Origin of the sequence: Bacillus massiliigorillae (assembly GCF_000380245.2) — a bacterium.
GTDB lineage: Bacteria > Bacillota > Bacilli > Bacillales > DSM-1321 > Bacillus_AD > Bacillus_AD massiliigorillae.
Genome location: NZ_HG428741.1, coordinates 1,681,083 through 1,698,726 on the forward strand (window position 1 = coordinate 1,681,083; position 17,644 = coordinate 1,698,726).

General features: G+C 33.3%; 16 protein-coding genes. All 16 read left to right on the forward strand.

Annotation, left to right across the window (positions count from 1 at the left end; translation table 11 throughout):
• Positions 1–46: 46 nt before the first annotated feature.
• The 16 genes from TX86_RS07780 to tatC all read left to right on the forward strand — a co-directional run bounded on the left by TX86_RS07780 (position 47) and on the right by tatC (position 17,634).
• Positions 47–478: a MarR family winged helix-turn-helix transcriptional regulator gene (locus tag TX86_RS07780; RefSeq protein ID WP_042347750.1), complete on the forward strand. Its 432-nt coding sequence runs from the start codon at positions 47–49 to the stop codon at positions 476–478.
• Positions 479–545: 67 nt separating this feature from the next.
• Positions 546–1,100 carry an NADPH-dependent FMN reductase gene (locus tag TX86_RS07785; RefSeq protein WP_042347752.1) on the forward strand — a complete coding sequence of 185 codons (555 nt, stop codon included), beginning with the start codon at positions 546–548 and terminating at the stop codon, positions 1,098–1,100.
• 287 nt (positions 1,101–1,387) lie between these two features.
• A complete protein-coding gene (locus tag TX86_RS07790; RefSeq protein WP_042347754.1) occupies positions 1,388–1,720 on the forward strand; it encodes a PadR family transcriptional regulator in 333 nt (110 codons plus the stop codon).
• Complete coding sequence (locus TX86_RS07795; protein ID WP_042347756.1) at positions 1,714–2,898, forward strand: DUF2812 domain-containing protein; 1,185 nt, start codon at positions 1,714–1,716, stop codon at positions 2,896–2,898. Before TX86_RS07790 ends, TX86_RS07795 begins: the two co-directional genes overlap by 7 nt.
• 554 nt (positions 2,899–3,452) lie before the next feature.
• Complete coding sequence (locus TX86_RS07800; protein WP_042347757.1) at positions 3,453–4,820, forward strand: putrescine aminotransferase; 1,368 nt, start codon at positions 3,453–3,455, stop codon at positions 4,818–4,820.
• 53 nt (positions 4,821–4,873) lie between these two features.
• Positions 4,874–6,241 carry an APC family permease gene (locus tag TX86_RS07805; RefSeq protein WP_042347760.1) on the forward strand — a complete coding sequence of 456 codons (1,368 nt, stop codon included), beginning with the start codon at positions 4,874–4,876 and terminating at the stop codon, positions 6,239–6,241.
• 62 nt (positions 6,242–6,303) lie between these two features.
• Entirely contained in the window at positions 6,304–7,800 is a 1,497-nt protein-coding gene (locus TX86_RS07810; protein ID WP_042347762.1) for an aldehyde dehydrogenase family protein, read from the forward strand.
• Between the two features lie 298 nt (positions 7,801–8,098).
• A complete protein-coding gene (locus TX86_RS07815; RefSeq protein WP_195892872.1) occupies positions 8,099–9,049 on the forward strand; it encodes a tyrosine recombinase XerC in 951 nt (316 codons plus the stop codon).
• Positions 9,050–9,346: 297 nt separating this feature from the next.
• On the forward strand, positions 9,347–10,381 hold the full coding sequence (locus tag TX86_RS07820; protein WP_154663079.1) for an AI-2E family transporter: 1,035 nt from the start codon (positions 9,347–9,349) through the stop codon (positions 10,379–10,381).
• Between the two features lie 156 nt (positions 10,382–10,537).
• Entirely contained in the window at positions 10,538–12,427 is a 1,890-nt protein-coding gene (locus TX86_RS07825; protein WP_439096847.1) for a terpene cyclase/mutase family protein, read from the forward strand.
• A gap of 196 nt (positions 12,428–12,623) precedes the next feature.
• Positions 12,624–13,418 (forward strand): DUF817 domain-containing protein, encoded by a 795-nt coding sequence (locus tag TX86_RS07830; RefSeq protein WP_042347768.1) that lies wholly within the window; start codon positions 12,624–12,626, stop codon positions 13,416–13,418.
• Positions 13,419–13,592: 174 nt separating this feature from the next.
• Positions 13,593–14,249 carry a 5,6-dimethylbenzimidazole synthase gene (bluB, locus tag TX86_RS07835; RefSeq protein ID WP_042347770.1) on the forward strand — a complete coding sequence of 219 codons (657 nt, stop codon included), beginning with the start codon at positions 13,593–13,595 and terminating at the stop codon, positions 14,247–14,249.
• A gap of 71 nt (positions 14,250–14,320) precedes the next feature.
• Positions 14,321–14,674 carry a hypothetical protein gene (locus tag TX86_RS07840; protein ID WP_042347772.1) on the forward strand — a complete coding sequence of 118 codons (354 nt, stop codon included), beginning with the start codon at positions 14,321–14,323 and terminating at the stop codon, positions 14,672–14,674.
• 272 nt (positions 14,675–14,946) lie between these two features.
• Positions 14,947–16,584, forward strand: coding sequence for a PhoX family protein (locus TX86_RS07845; protein ID WP_042347774.1), 1,638 nt, complete (start codon positions 14,947–14,949; stop codon positions 16,582–16,584).
• Positions 16,585–16,607: 23 nt separating this feature from the next.
• Positions 16,608–16,802 carry a twin-arginine translocase TatA/TatE family subunit gene (locus TX86_RS07850; RefSeq protein WP_042347776.1) on the forward strand — a complete coding sequence of 65 codons (195 nt, stop codon included), beginning with the start codon at positions 16,608–16,610 and terminating at the stop codon, positions 16,800–16,802.
• A gap of 91 nt (positions 16,803–16,893) precedes the next feature.
• Positions 16,894–17,634: a twin-arginine translocase subunit TatC gene (gene tatC, locus TX86_RS07855; protein WP_042347778.1), complete on the forward strand. Its 741-nt coding sequence runs from the start codon at positions 16,894–16,896 to the stop codon at positions 17,632–17,634.
• The last annotated feature ends 10 nt before the right edge of the window (positions 17,635–17,644 follow it).

Consider the following 17,644-nt stretch of genomic DNA (forward strand, 5'->3'; position numbering starts at 1 on the left):
AATATGTATCAGAATAGTTGATATATCAACTAAAAGGAGGCTTACAATGGATTCTAGAATAACGGAACATATTGGTGTTCTTATACACACAGTTGACTTGGAAATTACCAATTACTTAAAAAATCGTCTAGGCATCCTTCAATTGGCTCCTGAGCAACATCTTGTTATGGCTCTTTTATTAAGAGAAGAAGGGTTGTCGCAGAATGAAATTGCGAAACAATTGAATAAAGACAAATCAAGTATAACAAGAATGTTACTTAGCTTAGAAAAAAAAGGATTTATTTACCGAAAACCTTGTTCACAAGATCAGCGTTCAGTAAAAGTCTTTTTGTCAGATGAGGGAAGAGCACTTAATGATGAAATAGAGTATATTAGTAACACAACAAAGAATTTGTTAAGTGAAGGGTTTACAGAAGAAGAGAGCGTAGAATTAAAAAGACTTCTTTTGAAAGTTCGCCAAAATGTACGTCAGTCATAATTAGGCGTGCATTTTCGGCTTAGTTAGTTGATATATCAACTAAAAACATAAATGGAGGGTAATCATAATGAAAATAGCAGCTATAGTAGGTAGTAATCGAAAGGATTCATATAATTTAAAACTAGCAGAATATGTGAAGAAAACATATTCTCATTGCTTGGATATTGAAGTTATTCAACTTAATAATCTTCCTTTTTATAATCAAGATATAGAAAATAATCCATCTAAAGAAGTGCAAGATTTTATACAGCAAGTTGCTTCAGCAGATGCTGTACTTTGGGTAACACCAGAATATAATTATTCTATTCCTGGGGTATTAAAAAATGCGATTGACTGGTTATCTCGAGGAGAAAAAGTATTAATTGGCAAACCATCTTGGATTATGGGAGCTTCAATGGGGACTTTAGGTACAGTACGTGCTCAGATTCATTTACGCGATATACTATTCTCACCAGGTGTATCTTCACCACTTCTTCCATTAAATGAAGTTTTTGTAGGTCAAGTTCATGAGAAAATGGATCAATCAGGTAATTTAGTACATGAGCCAACAAAACAGTTTCTTGATATAGTCGTTGATAATTTTGTGAAATGGTATCATGCCGAATTTGCATCAAAAAAATAACAACATACTCTTTTCATAATAAAATAAAGAAAGCTCTGACGAACATAATTGTCAGGGTTTTCTTTATTTTAAAAGTGAATTATAAAGGGCTGTTGAAAGCATCAAGAATTTTGATAAAGGAACGAACATAGAGGTTTTTATTAACTGGTATTATTGCGTATTTTACGTAAAAATGTAAAATATTTCTTGTTGAGTATGTCGCGTCGTGATATAGTCGCAGTATGACATATTCCAATGTGATATATCTGAAAATTCACATATTGGGATGAGATGGTGGTGTAATCTAAATGGATATTGAAAAGGTCTTAAAAAAATATGTACCGATGACGGAAACTGCTTTTTACATTCTACTTTCACTTTCAAAGCCAAGACACGGATATGGAATTGTCAAACACGTAGAAGATATTTCAAATTCACGTATTCGTTTAGGTTCTGGTACTGTTTATGGAACTTTAACAAAAATGCAAAAGGATGGCGTTATAATAGTTTTTGCAGATGAAGATCGCAAAACAGTTTACGAAATAACTGAAATCGGAAGAAGACTAATTTTAACAGAGATTCAGAGAGTAAAGGAGCTGCACCACAATGCAATAACATTCGAGGAGGAATTTCAATGCTAAGGATATTTAGACCCTTTTGGAGTTTTGACTTAATTAAAACAGAAGAATGGTTAATGAAAATGGCAGCAAAAGGCTACCATTTAGTAGAAGTGAATACTTGGACACGTAATTTTTATTTTCAAAAAGGGAAGCCAACAGTAACTACGTATCGAATTGTTTATGAAAAGAGTAAGAATATCTATTTATCTAAAACTTTGTTAAATGAAGGATGGATACAAATAGCGCAGAAAAATCACTGGTTAATAGTTGCAAATGAAAAACCTTTAAATCAAGTAAAAATCTCTCCGGTACGAGAAGGTAGTATTAGACGTAATAAAAAAATTATGTATGTTTATATGAGTTTAATTTGTTTCATTTTAACTTTTTTTATGACAAATATGATGATAATGATAGATGCCACGCCTCAGAATGGTGAATATGAAGTGGTATCAAGTCCGATGTGGATAGTGACGTATGGAATATTAGGACTTCTAATTATTCTTTTTTTACTTGCTATTTATTCTATAATAAAAATCAATCGTGCAAATCAACTTCTCATTAACGAAAATGAAACTATAGCTGAAATACCAATTAACCAGATTAATCAACATCACGAAAAGGCATTAGAAAAATCAGGAAAAATAATAACCAAAATAAATGCTGGATGGATTTATGCCCCAGATAAACTTGAACAGTGGCTTGAATCAATGGAAGCAAGCGGGTACAATCTTTATAAAGTAAACCGATTAGGAATTGTATTTTATTTTCTAAGAGGAGAACCTCGTAAAATTAGCTATTGCACTGAATATCAAGGTATTTCTAATGACGATTATGCGAACTTTCATCGTGATGCTGGATGGAAGAATATATACATGTCAAAATCATCATTGCAAAAATGGGCGATATGGAGTTGTGAATACAAAGACGACGAGTTCATTCCGAAAATTCACAATGAGCCATCTGTTCATTTAAAATATGTGAAAAAGATAGCTATTACGTATTCATTAATGTTTGTACCTTTTATTATATTGCAAGCCTTTATCTTTTCGGTCTTTATGTATGGTATTATTTCAGATGCAGAATCACAAGCAAATGTTATTACTATCTTAATGTTATTATTGTGCATACTACTATTTAGCTCGTATACAACTCGCATTTGGATGTATTACTTAAGATTGAGAAGACTATACAGCATGTAAAGTACAAATAGAAAAACCGCCTGAAAATGTTCAGGCGGTTTTTCTTTAGGATAATTTTTGTTGATAGATTCAATCCGATTTATAGACTTATTATTCATCAATAAAGTATTTAATTTCGCCTGAGAGCCTCTCAGCAGCACACTAAATTTTCCCTTTTAGTTCTTTCAGATAAAAATACGAGATTTTATATTAAATTAATAGATTCTTTGTAAAAGGAGCCTGACTATAGTGTTCTTATAAGTGATGTACTTAAATTAGTTCTAAAGTTTGAGAAAAAATATGTAAATAGATATAGATTAGACATAATGTCAATTCAGGATTAATAAAGACTTGACACTATGCCAAGTGTAATTATTTTCTATTTTTATTATAATTTTGATTACTAGATATTTAAGACACCACTATAAGATGAATTCCCTAAATAGGAGAGAGGTTGTTAGCCAAATTAAAACATGCATAAAATAATAGAATAGTATTTTTAGAGTATGAGTGTTTAGAAGCTAATTACTTCGATGACAGTGCTGAATTTTAAATAGAAAAGAAAAGGTGATCTTATGAGAAAATCTCGAGAAGAAGTATTACAATCTGCTAATACTATATTAGGATATATCGAAAAGAAAACGCTTACAGAAACTGAGCAAAAACAAATCGTTGAGGATTCTGTATATAACTTTACTCATTATGTCAATGAAGCTATTTTAAAGAATCGTAAATCGGTATCTACAGATTACTCTGTTGTAGAGTGGGTCGGCGAAGGTGCTGTATTCCGTGATACAAAAGGTGATGAATATATTGATTGTTTGGGAGGCTATGGCGTGTTTTTATTAGGCCATCGTCATCCAAATGTTGTAAATGCGGTTAAATCACAAATTGATCGCTATGCTCTTCACAGCCAAGAGTTGGTTGATCCATTACGTGGTTATTTATCAAAGTTACTTGCGGAAATTACTCCAGGGGACTTGCAACATTCTTACTTAGTAAACTGTGGAACGGAAGCCAATGAAATGGCATTAAAGTTAGCTCGTTTAGCTACAGGTAAAAAATGCTTTATTTCAATGGAAAATGGCTTCCACGGAAAAACATTCGGATCTTTATCTGCTTCAGGTAAAGCAATGTTCCGTACTCCTTATATGCCTTTAGTACCAGGATTTCAACATGTTGAGTTTGGAGATGCAGATGCAGTCGAAACAGCTATTCAAAAACTAATTGCAACTGGTGAAACAGTAGCTGGAATTATTGTAGAACCTACCCAAGGTGAAGGTGGCGTAAACCTTGCTCCGAAAGGTTATTTCAAACGTTTACGTGAAATCTGTGATAAATATGAATGTCTATTAATCGTTGATGAAGTACAAACAGGAATGGGACGCACAGGTACATTATTTGGCGTGGATCATTTCGATGTTGTTCCTGATATTATGACACTTGGTAAAGCATTAGGTGGCGGTGTTATGCCAATAGCAGCTATGGTAGCCCGCGACCATCTATGGGACAAGATGGAGGAAAATCCGTTCTTATTAGGTTCATCTACGTTTGGTGGCAACCCACTATGTTGTTCAGCTGCTATCGCAGGTATCAAGACTATATTAGAAGAAGATATTCCAAAGCAAGCTGAAGAGAAAGGTGACTATATTTTAGAACGTCTTCGTAAAATACAGGCTCAATATCCACAAGTTCTAAAAGAAGTCCGTGGACTTGGTTTATTAATAGGAATGGAGTTTACGAGCAATGAACTTGGTTATACGTTAGCCAAACTTTTATTCGGTGAAAAGATTTTAGTGAGTGGAACAATTAACAATGCGAAAGTTATTCGTCTTGAGCCACCAGCTGTAATTAGTTACGAACAACTTGATATTGTACTTGCTGCTATAGAAAAACATATTAATGCTTTAGCAAAGCAACAAGAAGAACTAGCTGTGAATTAAATCTTATTTTCTAAAAAGTAATTTTTATTCGGAATAGAGAAGGAGCTAGGTATATGGATCAACACCCGACTTTAAAAAGGACGCTAGGTTTGTGGCCCATTGTTTTGCTTGGTTTAGGATATTTAACACCCGCTGTTGTGTTCGATACGTTTGGTTTAGTATCACAAGAAACGAGCGGGTATGTACCTACAGCATATGTATTAACTCTAGTAGCGATGTTATTTACAGCTTATAGCTATGGGAAAATGGTAAATGCTTATCCAACTGCTGGATCTGCTTATACATATGCCCAGCGATCAATTAATCCACAGGTAGGTTTTTTTGTTGGGTGGTTGGCATTATTAGATTACTTGTTATTACCTCTTATTAATGTTTTATTAGGTCAACAATACATTACGGCTGTATTTCCTGATGTTCCACCTTGGATATGGGTTGTATTAATAACAGCCGCAGTCACGTTTTTTAACTTAATCAGCATTAAGTCAACATCAAATGTCAATTCTATCTTTGTTATTTATCAATTTGTAATTTTAGCAGTTTTTGTTGTGCTAAGTATTAAAGAATTACTAGGGGGAATGGGAATTGGTACCCCTATTTCCATGAAGCCTTTTGTGGGACCCGATATGCATTTCTCAACCCTAGTTTCTGGTGCAACGATACTTTGTTTTTCCTTTTTAGGATTTGATGCTGTTTCTACGTATACAGAAGAAGCCATTAATCCGAAAAAAACAATTCCAAGAGCTATTTTTTTAACAGCTTTAATTGGTGGCGGGTTGTTTATCGTTGCATCTTACTTTACACAATCGTTATATCCGGATCTATCAATGTTCAAGGACATAGAGAATTCCACAGCCTCTGATATTTCTTATAATATAGGTGGGAAGCTTTTTCAAATAGTGTTTCTATCAGCATCATTTGCAGGTATTTTTGCATCTGGTTTAGCATCCCATGCCAGTGTATCTCGTTTATTGTACGTTATGGGGCGTGATAATGTTTTACCTAAGAAATATTTTGGTTACGTACATCCAAAATTTAGAACGCCTGCTTTTAATGTAATCTTTGTTGGTGTTCTTTGTTTGGGAGCAATCTTTTTTACAGTTGAAACGGCGACTGAATTTATTAATTTTGGCTCATTAATCGCCTTTACATTCGTTAATATTTCAGTTATTGCGCATTATGCGATTCGTAAGAAAGAGTACAAATCAATTAAGCATATTTTCTTTAACATTGTGCTCCCTTTAATAGGATCTTTCACTATGTTAATCCTATGGATAAATGTGCAGAGGGATTCATTCATTCTGGGGTTAGTTTGGGCAGGAATAGGAATTCTATATCTATTATTCTTAACGAAGGTATTAAAAATTTCAGCAGATAAAATCATGGTTGAAAATACAGAAGATTCAGTTGATTTAAATAAGTAAAAGAAAGCGGACAAAATGTAAAAGCATTTTGTTCGTTTTCTTTAGTAATTAGGAGTGATTAAATGAGTAGAATTATTGAAAAGATGTATGTGGATGGTCAGTGGGTAGAGAGTCAATCGGGAGAGGTAAGAGAACTGGTGAACCCGGCGACAGAAGAATATTTAGCGAGTGTAACCGAAGGCACAATTGAAGATACTAAATCTGCTATTGAGGCTGCCCGGAGAGCATTTGATGAAGACGACTGGGCCTTTAGTAAAGCACGAGAAAGGGCAGCCTTGTTGTTAAAAGCAGCAGATTTATTGGAACAGAAAATAGATGAAATAAGTTTACTAGAAACATTGAATAACGGGAAACCATTACGTGAATCCAGCTATGATGTCAGTGATGCTGTTGATCAATTAAGATATTATGCTGGGATTGCCACTAAGCCACATGGACAAACGTTTGATGTTCCGGATGAAATGACATCTAGTGTTGTTAGAGAACCTATTGGTGTGGTCGGGCAAATTATCCCTTGGAACTATCCGTTAGTAATGGCTGTTCAAAAAATTGCACCTGCTATAGCAGCGGGTTGCACATTAGTTATAAAACCGGCAGAGCAAACTCCATTAACACTTATTCGTTTTTTTGAAATCCTTGATCAAGTAGGATTTCCAAAAGGAGTAGTGAACTTAGTGCTTGGTTCAGGAAAAACAGTAGGAGCAGAACTAGCTCGTAATGAATTAGTTGATAAAATTGCTTTTACAGGCGGCACTGAGACTGGTCGAGCTATTATGATAAGTGCAGCACAAACAATTAAAAAAGTAGGATTAGAATTGGGTGGGAAATCTCCGAATATTGTATTTGCTGATGCTGATTTTGAAACAGCCGTTGATTATGCATTGTATGCAATTTATGCAAATCAAGGGCAAGTATGCTCAGCAGGTTCAAGATTACTTTTAGAAGAAACTATTTATGATAAGTTTGTTGAAGAATTAGTAGCTAGAGCAGAACAAATTGAAGTGGGTGATGGTACTTCTCCTACAACTGAAATGGGACCTTTAATTAGTGAAACACAAATGAACCGTGTATTACATTATATTGAATTAGGAAAAAGTGAAGGGGCAACTTTATTATGTGGAGGAAAACGTCTGGACCGAAATGGTTATTTTATCGAACCAACTATTTTCACACACACAACTCCTAATATGAGAATCGTGCAAGAAGAAATTTTTGGACCAATGTTAGTGATTCAAACATTTAAAACAGAAGAAGAAGCAATTCGGTTAGCTAACGGGACAAAATATGGTTTAGCGGGTGCAGTTTTTACAAGTGATGTAGCTAAAGCACATCGTGTAATTCGTAAGCTCCGTGCAGGTATAACGTGGATCAATACGTATCATCCGACCTATAATGAAGCACCTTGGGGTGGCTATAAACAAAGTGGTATTGGTCGCGAACTAGGTACATTTGGTTTAGAAGCGTATTTAGAAGTAAAGCAGATAAATGTAAATTTACAAGTAGAGCCAACACACTGGTTTAAAAAAAGACAACCAAAGACTAATGAAACAGTAAGTTAAAGTTGATTCTTTTTTAAGGTTATCAACATCACTATTTGAAGCATAATCTTTAACTTTAAAACGAAAAGGTTTATATCGTATAAACCTTTTCTAATTTTGTCTGAGAGCTCCTCAGCAACATATCTTGAACTAGGATGAATTTCTAATAATGAAATTCATCCTAGTTCAGATTCGGCTATTTTTTTTCATTATTATTCTCGATTTCTATTCATTTTACTACTATTTTTCAAAAAGGTTCCCAAATACACATTTGGGAACCTTTTTTTGTGATAAAATAGGAGAATAAGGGGTGTATTTTATGAAAGTGAAGCAACCTAAAATTTTGAAAGACTTCTTGATTTACTTAACGACAATTAGAGGGAAGTCCATGCGAACAAGAAAAGAATATGAGTATGACTTAGTTTTGTTTTTTCGCTTTTTAAAGGCGATTCAAGATGATTTAGATATAAGTGACATGAGCAGGATTGCGATTGATGATATTAATATAGATTGGATTCGAGAAATTTCTCTAGAAGATATCTATTTATTTCTGGAATATTGTGAAGTTCAGAGGAAGAATAGTGCCTATTCTAGATCAAGAAAAGGTGCAACTATTAAATCTTTCTTTAAATACTTAAAAGGAAAAAGACGGTTATTGGATGAAAATCCGGCTGACGAATTAGAAAATCCGAAAATAGGGAAGAAAACACCTATTTATATGAATTTAGATGAGTCAGAACAATTCTTATTGGGTATCCCAAGAAACAAACATTATCATCGGAACTATTGTATGATGATGTTCTTTTTGAATCTAGGAATTCGTGTATCTGAGTTATGCTCTTTAAATTTGAATTCAATTCATGGTAATACATTGCATATAATAGGGAAAGGTGATAAAGAGCGAACGATATTTTTGAATAAAGTATGCCTAGATGCTTTGGAAACATATAAGAAACAAGAGAGAAATCAAATTATGAGTGTTCAAGATGATGATGCTTTATTTTTATCACAAAAAGGAACACGACTTACGAGGCAAACTGTTGCAAAAATCGTGAAGTTTATTAATGTGAATTCTGGTTTAAATAAGCATAAACTTACACCACATAAGTTGAGACATACCTCTGCAACTTTAATGTATAAAAGTGGGGCTGATATTCGAAGTTTACAACAAATTTTAGGGCATTCAAGTGTTTCAACAACGCAAATCTATACGCATGTGGAAGATGAAGAGATCCGTAGTGTGATTAATCATAATCCGTTGAATAAATAATACTATTATGTAAACTAGAATGAATGAATGAAATATATATAGATAAAATAAAGACAAAATGTCGAAAAGTACACATTGATGTAACTATATGTATAGAAAGAACAGGAAAAATGCGTTAAAATAAAACTAATGCTATTTCTGAAAAGTTAAAATTTTATATCATATGAAATACATTATTTCATTAGGAATTTGAACGATTAAAAGATAAATTTCATGGTTTGAGTCGAGAAAAATCATGATGAATACCTATATAGTATGTTTCATTAAACAATCGGAAAGAGGGGAATGATGCAATTCATGTCAGAATTCACGGCGTTCTTACGCACCAAAACATTTTCAAGAATAATAACAATATTAGTCTTGATTTTATTTCTTTATAGCATTGGAAATTTAATAAATCTAGTGCTATTCACGTTCATCTTTGCCTTCTTGATGGGGAGACTTCAACAATTCATATCCCATAAATTAGACAAACTTATACATATTAATCCGAAAGTAATACTTGTGATTATCTATTGTGCAATTGTTTCGGCGTTAGGTCTTGTTATGTATAAATATTTGCCCGTAATTACCATTCAAATAACTGAATTAATTACGCAAATTATGCATTTCTTTAGAAATCCACCTGATGATGAAATTATTAAATTTTTAATTAGCACAGCGAATACACTTCCTCTTAACATTGAAAGTAATATAAATAAAATTTATTTTTATGCTTCTGGGGTTGGCTCTCTGCTTGTTCAAGTACTTTTAGCGATTGTATTAAGTTTATTTCTTTTACTAGAAAAAGGAAAAATCATTTCTTTCACTTCAAGATTTAAAAAAGGAAATTTCGGTCAATTTTTTATTAACATCGAGCATTTTGGGAAAAAGTTCATCAATTCATTCGGTAAAGTGATTGAAGTACAATTTTTAATTGCATTAACCAATGCAATTTTATCTACTTTTGTACTATGGTTAATTGGTTTCCCTCAATTAATCGGACTTTTCATTATGATTTTTTCTCTAGGATTAATACCAGTTGCAGGTGTTATTATTTCGTTAATTCCACTTTGTATGATTGCTTATAATGTAGGTGGCTTTACGACAATTATTATTGTAATAATAATGATTTTTGTATTACATGCTCTAGAAGCTTATATTCTTAATCCAAAATTCATGTCTGTGAAAACAAATTTACCTACTTTTTTCACATTAGCAGTTTTATTATTTGCTGAACATTTCTTTGGAGTTTGGGGCTTAATTATTGGTATTCCAGTATTCATTTTTATGATTGATATGCTTGAAATTCCTGAAGAAAACGAAGAATCCAAAAAGACTATCACAAAATAAGTATTTATTAAAGAGCTCGCATCTTACATTATTAAATTATTGTAAGAGCGAGCTCTTTTTAATTCCTCATAGGGAAATTATGAATATAACTTTTTTTCTATCCCTATTTAAGTTGGATACATATATTGTATATATACCTATGAAATGGAGGAGATTATTATTTCTCAACAATCCATAATAGATAACATTAAAGCTCGTATGAGGAAGTTAGAAGAAATGCAAACGAGTGATGGATCTTGGAGAATGCTTTTTCAAGGTCCATTATTCACAGATTGCTTAACGATTATATTACTTAAAACATTGAATATTCCTGCTGGAAAAACGATTCAGGAGCTAGTAACAAGTATTATACGTTTACAAAATGAAAATGGCGCCTGGAAAATATATAGTGATGAAAAAGAAGGAGATGTTTCTGCAACTATACAAGCTTATGCTGCACTTTTGCTATCGGGCAGGTTTGGAAGAGAAGATGAAGAAATGAAAAGAGCAGAGCATTTCATTTCAAATAATGGTGGTTTATCGAAGGCGAATATTTTGACTAAGATGATGCTTGCAGTAAACGGCTTATACAAATATCCACCGCTTTTTTACTTTCCTATGACTTATTATCTGCTTCCATCATCTTTTCCATTTAGTATGTATCATTGTAGTAATTATGCCAGAATACATTTAACACCCATGCTCATTTGCATGAATAAGCGATATGTGAAAACACATCGTGTAGATACAAGTTTTTTCGATTATGAACAAACAGCTATTTGGTTTCAAACAGAGCGTGATTCGTGGGGAGAGTTTTTTATAAAAGAAATAAAGAACATGGCTCTTACTCCAATTCATATGCATAAAGCAGGCTATCAAGCGGCAGAACATTTTATGATAGATAGAATCGAAGAAAACGGAACATTATACAGTTATGCTTCTGCAACGTTCTATATGATTTATGCTTTACTTGCACTTGGTTATGACGAGAAGTCTTCCATTATTCAGAAAGCTACCGCAGGAATTTTAAGCTATAAAGCAAAAAGTAAGAATGGATGGCATATTCAAAATTCTCCTTCAGCCGTATGGGATACCGCTTTGCTTTCTTATTCTCTTCAAGAAGCAGGCATGTCAGCTGACCATCCCGTGATTATAAAAGCAAATGAATATTTATTAAAAAAGCAACAGTTTTCTAGAGGAGATTGGTCTGTGAATGCACCCTATGCATCAGCTGGTGGATGGGGGTTTTCTGATACAAACACTTTCATTCCTGATAACGATGATACCTCTGCAGCACTACGTGCATTAACGATGCAGAGTAAATCAATTATTAAAATTAAGTCGTCATGGGAAAAAGGGTTGGCATATTTACTAGCCATGCAAAACAAAGATGGTGGATGGGGAGCATTTGAGAAAAATGCTTATCAGCCTTTATTAGCACATTTACCTATTGAAAATGCAAAAGATGCGCTTATTGATGATTCAACTGCTGATTTAACAGGACGTGTTCTTGAATTTTTAGGTAATTATGCTCAAATGAAACAAAAGAATAGTAATATAAAAAGAGCAGTTAATAGGCTTATGAAAAGTCAACGCTTAGATGGCAGTTGGTACGGTAAATGGGGAGTCTGCTATATTTATGGGTCATGGGCTGCAATTACTGGTTTACGAGCAGTAGGTGTTGAACAAAATCACCCTGCATTAATAAGAGCAGCTAGATGGCTTGAGTCTATTCAACGAGAAGATGGCGGGTGGGGCGAATCTTGTGCCAGTGCCGAACAAGAAACATATGTACCATTATCATTTAGCACACCTTCTCAAACTGCTTGGGCTCTTTCTGCATTATTAACTATTAGAAGTATAGATTCTCCATCCGTTACAAAAGCGGTTCAATACTTATTGAAGAGTGAAGAATATTCTGATGAAAGTATATCTTATCCTACTGGACTTGGTTTACCAGGTGGATATTATATTATGTATGAAAGTTATAATTATATTTTCCCATTACTAGCATTAGGACAATATCAAAAATTGCTACTTGGTCATGATCAAAATCTAGCGGATTAAATGTTTTAGACTGAAGTCAGATTCGATTTTCATCGAAGGTGTCTTTAGTCTTTTTTATTCAACATAGACTTGAATAACGTTTAGTTTTCTTAATTTTTTGAATATTGTTATTCACTTCTCATTCCTTTTATATGGTCTTTATCTATATTCATCCGTATAATTATTTTTAAATTATTATAAAAGATTGGGTGTTACGATGAAACAATTATTCTACTTTGGATTGGAACAAGCAAAATCTTGTATCTTTCCAGTAATCATATTTTTAAGTCTTGCTTTGACCAAGGTGATTGATTTACCTTTTATTTCTCGGTACGACTTAATTTTATTGATTTGTGTGTTAACGCAAATATTAATGGTAACTTTAAAGTTTGAAACTTGGGACGAATTAAAAGTAATCGGGGTTTTTCACCTTATTGGATTAGCATTAGAATTGTATAAAGTACATATGGGATCATGGAATTATCCTGAGGATGCTGTCATGAAACTTTTCGGTGTTCCGCTATATAGTGGGTTTATGTACGCTAGTGTAGCAAGTTATATGTGTCAAGTATGGAGAAGGTTAGATTTAAAACTAACGAATTGGCCAGCTACCTGGATGGTCGTTGTTCTTAGCGCAGCCATTTATTTTAATTTTTTTACACATCATTTTATATATGATTTTCGCTGGGTGTTAAAGTTTATGACTTTACTTATTTTCTTTAAAACTTTTGTTTATTTTACAGTGAATAAACGTACATATAGGATGCCTTTGTCATTATCATTTGTATTAATTGGTTTTTTCATTTGGATTGCCGAAAATATTGCAACCTTTTTTGGAGCTTGGCAATATCCGAATCAACAACAGCAATGGCAAATAGTTCATTTTGGGAAAATAAGCTCCTGGTTATTATTAGTTATTGTTAGTTTTTTAATTGTCGCAATGTTAAAACATTTAAAAGAAAGTCGTACACAAGTAAATTCCAAAAAACACAATGAATTATCAATAAAATAAACATATCAAATTGATTAAAAGTCTTAAGTATAAGACAAAAGATATAAAGCCTTTGCTTATACTTAAGACATAAATCGACAGACTATTTCTTGATTTTGTACTATATGATACTATTTTATTACGAAAAAAATACTCTCACTATAGAGAAAACACAATTTAAATGGAGTGAAATTTATGAATTTATTAAATGAAGAAGAAAGAAATGGAGTATATAAAGCCATTTTCAATAGACGTGATATACGTACTTTTGAAGATACACCTATAGCTAACGAAAAATTGATTAAGATTCTTGAGGCTGCACATGCTGGCCCTTCTGTAGGTTTTATGCAACCGTGGAACTTTGTAATTATTCGAAGTCAGGAGACGAAGCAGAAATTAGCTAACATAGTAGATAAAGAGCGTCGAGCGTTAGCTATTCATTATGAAGATACCGATCGTGAGTTGAAGTTCCTTGATTTAAAAATTGCTGGTATTTTAGAAGCACCTATCACTATATGTGTAACTTGTAATTCTTTCAGCGCGGGTGATCATGTACTAGGAAGAAATTCGATTCCAGAGACCGATTTAATGTCAGTTAGTTGCGCAATTCAAAATATGTGGCTTGCAGCCTATGCTGAAGGCTTAGCGATGGGATGGGTAAGCTTCTATAAGAAACCAGATGTAAGAACCATTCTAAATATTCCGTATCATATTGATCCAGTTGCACTCTTATCAATAGGGTATACGAATGATTATCCAGACCGACCATTACTTGAAATTCACAAATGGGAGAAGCGACAACAATTAGAGAAATTGATATTTGAAGAGAAGTGGGATTCAAATAGTAAGTAATATCTTTTTTGTACAGCTAAGAGTAACTAAAGTGATAAAGTTCGAATAATCAAAAGGAAAGTATCATAAATGTGTTAAAAACAACTAAAATATTTTTAATTATATTGATTATCTTAATTCTACTCATTTCCTTATTATTAGCTTACAGAAAATATATGCAATATCCACTAACTCAGAAGTCTAAACAACTTATTAAAAGTGGTGGAATTAGTGATTTTCGAAAAGTAGATATTGCTGGTACTGAACAATACATATTAATAGAAGGAAAAGATCGAAGTAAACCAATTACGTTGTTTTTGCACGGTGGACCAGGAGTTCCTATGCCGTTTGACGCAAATTCGCGTGCACTTTATCCTTCTATTATAAATTCAACGGTCGCTGTTTATTGGGACCGGCGTGGTGCGGGTAGGTCATATCAATCCTAGCGAAGAAGATATGAATAGAATCATAGAGAAAATAGTGGAAGTTCTGTTGGAGATAATATAGAAGAAAAAAATAATATATAAGGAAAAAGCATCATTTTTGAGGTAGTGGTTTGATAAACTACTCTTTAAAAATGATGCTATTTACATTTTTTACATAGTGTTAATTGTATTTACAGAAAATTAAATAAGTAACAGAATTTTCTTAATACAAAAGATGTAATATTCTAATTGGTTACATACATAACCCATTATTAATGAAGAGGTGCAATTGAATGACTAATGAATTGAATCGTCGAACGTTTTTAACTTATGTTGGAACAGGAGTTACAGCTCTTACAGTCGCATCAACAGGATTAGGTGTTTTAGTACCAGGAGCTGAAGCAAAAGGATCTGAAGCAGCAGCACAGCTATTTGGTTTTAATAAGAAGGTATCAGGACTTAAATTCACACCGATTCAACCATCAACTAAAGACGATTTAGTTTTGCCTGAAGGTTATCAATATGATGTTGTGGCAGCATTTGGAGACGTTATTAATGAGAAAGGTGACACATTCGGCTTTAATAATGACTTTACAATGTATTTTCCAATAAACGGATCTAGTAGAGGGCTTCTATGGGTAAATCATGAATATGTTAGTGATTTATGGGTTACAGGTCAACCAGACCATAACGGTAAGTACTCAAAATCACAAATAGAAAAGATGTTATACAACCAAGGTGGTTCCGTTATTGAAGTTTATCGAGATGCAAATGGTGTTTGGAAACTCGATCCAACTTCAAGGCATTCCAGAAGAATAACTGGTTTGACCCCAATTGAATTAACAGGAGCCGCTAGAGGTAGTAAGGCAATTGGTAATGTAAATGTTGTTCAAGGAACATTCGCCAACTGTTCTGGAGGAAAAACATTATGGAATAACGTATTATCGGCGGAAGAAAACTATGAAGATACAGCTGGTCCATCAGGTCTTAATGAAAATCATTATGGTTGGATTGTTGAAGTAGATCCTTTTGATGCAAGTTTTGCTCCAAGGAAACATACCGCGCTTGGTCGATTTCATCATGAAAATGCCGCAATGGGCTTAACGAACGATAACCGTATTGTAGTATATATGGGTGATGATAAGCGAGATGCATGTGTGTATAAGTTCATTTCAAAAAACAAGTATGTGCCGTCCCTAGGACGTCAAAATAGTAAACTATTAGAAGAAGGCACATTATATGCAGCTAATTTATCTAAAGGAACATGGGTTGCATTAACCATTGATGCTGTAAGAGAAGCGGCAAAAGATAAAAAAGATTTACTAGACAAGTTTCAAACACAAGCAGATGTATTAGTTTACGCTTCTGATGCAGCGATTCTTTTGGGTGCTACTCCAACCGATCGTCCTGAAGATGTTGAGATTAGTCCATTCGATAAAACAGTCTTCATTGCACATACAAATAACTCAAATCATGGGAATATTCACGGTCATATCACTCGCTTTATTGAAGATGGCGATGACTTAGGAGCACTTACATTTGATTTTGAAATCTTTGCTTGTGGTGGGCGTCAAAGCGGATTTAGTGCACCTGACAATTTAACATTTGATAGTGAAGGGAATTTATGGACTGTTACGGATATATCTTCTTCATCAGTAAATAAGGGCGTATTTAAAACATTTCAAAACAATGGTGTATTTGTTATTCCAACAACAGGTACCAATATAGGTGAAGCGTTCCAATTCGCTTCAGCACCGATTGAAGCAGAATTAACAGGACCATCATTCACCGAAGATGAAACAACTTTATTCATAGCTGTCCAACATCCTGGAGAAGAATCAAAAGATTATAATAAACCAACTAGCATGTGGCCTCATCGTAAGGGTGATAAAATACCAAGACCTGCTGTTGTTGCTATTAGAGGGTTTTAAAATTATTAAGAGGAGCGTTATATATGCTATCAAATATCGGAATACCAGGTTTAATCTTAGTACTAGTTATCGCTTTAATTATATTTGGACCGTCAAAATTGCCGGAAATCGGTAAAGCATTTGGTTCTACTTTAAAAGAATTTAAAAAATCCACACGTGATTTAGTGTCAGATGATGAACCGAAAGATGATCATACAGATCAGAAGAAGTTAGGCTAAAGAAAAAGGCTGTCCTAAAAGTGGTTTGTAATCACTTTTTCGACGCCTTTTACTCTTTTTAAAATGACATTACGGATTAAGGGTGGATGCTATGGATCAGCGAAATATGAATGCGATTGAACATTTAAATGAGATGAGAAAGAGAATTATATTTACCTTAATCATATTTTTACTATTATTCTGTTTAGCTTTTGTATTTGTTGAAGAAATTTATCAATTTCTTGTTAAAGATTTAAATTTTAAATTAGTAGTCCTTGGACCAAGTGATGTTATTTATGTGTATGTGATTCTTTCAGGCATATCAGCAATTGCAGTAACTATTCCTGTTGCTGCTCATCAAATATGGTTATTTGTAAAACCAGCACTCTCTAAAAAAGAGCAGAAGTTAGCATTAGCCTATATTCCAGCATTATTTCTATTATTTATTGCTGGTATTTCCTTTGGATATTTTTTATTGTTTCCTTTAGTATTAACTTTTCTCATGTCACTATCAACAGAAATGTTTCAAGCCTTTTTTACTACAGAAAAATACTTTCGTTTCTTATTGCAGATGACTTTACCTTTTGGGATATTATTTGAGTTACCGGTAGTTATTATGTTTCTAACAAGCTTAGGAGTCATAAACCCTTATAGACTACAAAAAATAAGAAAATATGCATATTTTGTATTAATTGTTATATCAGTATTTATAACGCCTCCTGATTTTATTTCAGATGTGCTTGTTATTATTCCCCTCATCCTACTATATGAGGGGAGTGTAAGTGTATCAAAAATCGTTTATAAAAGAAAACAGCGAAATGAACAAATAGTTGATGTGAAGATTGCCAATTAATAAGCTATAT